Source organism: Oleiphilus sp. HI0079 (genome assembly GCF_001635105.1).
In genome coordinates this window covers 1-886 of record NZ_LWFT01000018.1, presented here as the reverse complement: position 1 = coordinate 886, position 886 = coordinate 1, and the positions used below count along the sequence as shown (strand labels likewise).

Here is an 886-nt window from a genome sequence, read left to right as displayed (position 1 = left end):
ATTCCTAGCTTTTCAGCGTCGAGTTTTAGCTCAGCTTGCCGAAGCAGGTTCTTCGTTGGCTCGGCTAACAAACCAAAGCGATCAATCATTTCGACTTGAAGGTCTTTTAACTCACTGTACGAACGACAGCTTGCAATGCGTTTGTAGAGAACAAGTCTCGCATGTACATCGGGCAAGTAATCTTCAGGAATTAAGGCCGGTATGCGTAGGTTAACTTCCGTGCCATGCATGCTCTCCTCAAGATCAAGTTCGCTACCATCTTGCAGAGAACGAACGGCTTGTTCTAGTAGTTCCATGTAAAGTGAGAAACCAACACTTTGGATCTGCCCGCTCTGTTCTTCGCCCAGTAATTCACCGGCGCCGCGTATTTCCAAATCATGCGTGGCGAGCATGAACCCGGCACCGAGGTCTTGTGCTGCCGAAATTGCCTCAAGCCGTTTCTCTGCATCTCGTGTTAAACGTTTTTCAGCCGGAGTGAGGAGATACGCATAGGCTTGGTGATGTGACCGTCCAACGCGACCTCGTAATTGATGAAGTTGAGCAAGTCCAAATTTATCGGCCCGATCAATGATGATGGTATTGGCATTTGGTATGTCAATGCCCGTTTCAATAATGGTCGAGCAGACAAGTACATTAAAGCGCTGATGATAGAAGTCCGACATAGCTTGTTCGAGTTCACGTTCGCGCATCTGGCCGTGCGCAAAACTCACCCGGCTTTCGGGAACAAGTTTTTGCAGATACTCAACTTCCTTCTCTATATTTTTTACGTCGTTAAACAAGTAATACACTTGCCCGCCTCGTAATACCTCACGAAGCACAGATTCGCGAATAAGCGCATCTTGTTTTTGTCTGACGAACGTTTTAACCGACAGTCGTCTTGCCGGTG

At 47.5% G+C, this 886-nt stretch carries 1 protein-coding gene; it reads right to left on the bottom strand.

The window, feature by feature from the left end; genetic code table 11:
* Positions 1 to 886 (bottom strand): TRCF domain-containing protein (locus A3750_RS00445; protein ID WP_255374853.1); only part of this gene is annotated, 886 nt, incomplete at both ends.